Raw genomic sequence first — 646 nt, 5'->3', positions numbered from 1 at the left:
AGTCGCGTAAATAGGAATCGCTCGTGCCCGCCGTGAGAGCTCGGGCACCCAGTCGATCGAGTCGCGCTCTGCCCCCTGTGTCTGGATGAGGTACGACGCCGATGACCTCATCGCCGCCCGATGGTCAGCAGAGTGCTTCACGATGGCCACACCGCTGTCATAGGGAACGTTCAACCACTTGTGGGCATCGGTGGACCAGGAATCCGCTAGCTCGATTCCATCGGCGAGTTCCGAGAGCGACATACTTGCGCGCGCCCAGAGACCGAACGCACCATCGACGTGCAACCAGGCGTCGGCCTCGTGCGCAATCACTGCGATCTCTCGCAGCGGGTCGAACGAACCGCTATTCACGTTGCCTGCCTGCGCACAGATGATGGTAGGGCCATCCAGCGTCGTCATCAGATCACGCAAACTTTCGGCGCGCATTCGTCCTTGGTCGTCGGCGTCGACTATCTGTAGTGATCGTGTGCCGAAGCCGAGGTATCGCAGAGCAACATCGATCGTGACATGCGCCCCGGCGCTCACCACAATGTTCACGCGAGGTGCCCCGGCGAGACCATCCAACTCAACATCCCAACCAACGCGTCTCAGCACGTTGTGCCTGGCCGCGGCCAAGCATGTGAAGTTCGCCATCTGGCCGCCGGTG

The 646-nt window shown here is 61.5% G+C and carries 1 protein-coding gene; it reads right to left on the bottom strand.

Annotated elements, in window-relative coordinates:
• The coding region (locus ADICYQ_RS30415) for a pyridoxal phosphate-dependent decarboxylase family protein (protein ID WP_040417275.1) at window positions 1–646 on the bottom strand (646 nt) is incomplete at both ends.

Origin of the sequence: Cyclobacterium qasimii M12-11B (genome assembly GCF_000427295.1) — a bacterium.
Classification (GTDB): Bacteria; Bacteroidota; Bacteroidia; order Cytophagales; family Cyclobacteriaceae; genus Cyclobacterium; species Cyclobacterium qasimii.
The sequence above is the reverse complement of the archived record's forward strand: the minus strand, read 5'-3'. Positions and strand labels throughout refer to the sequence as shown.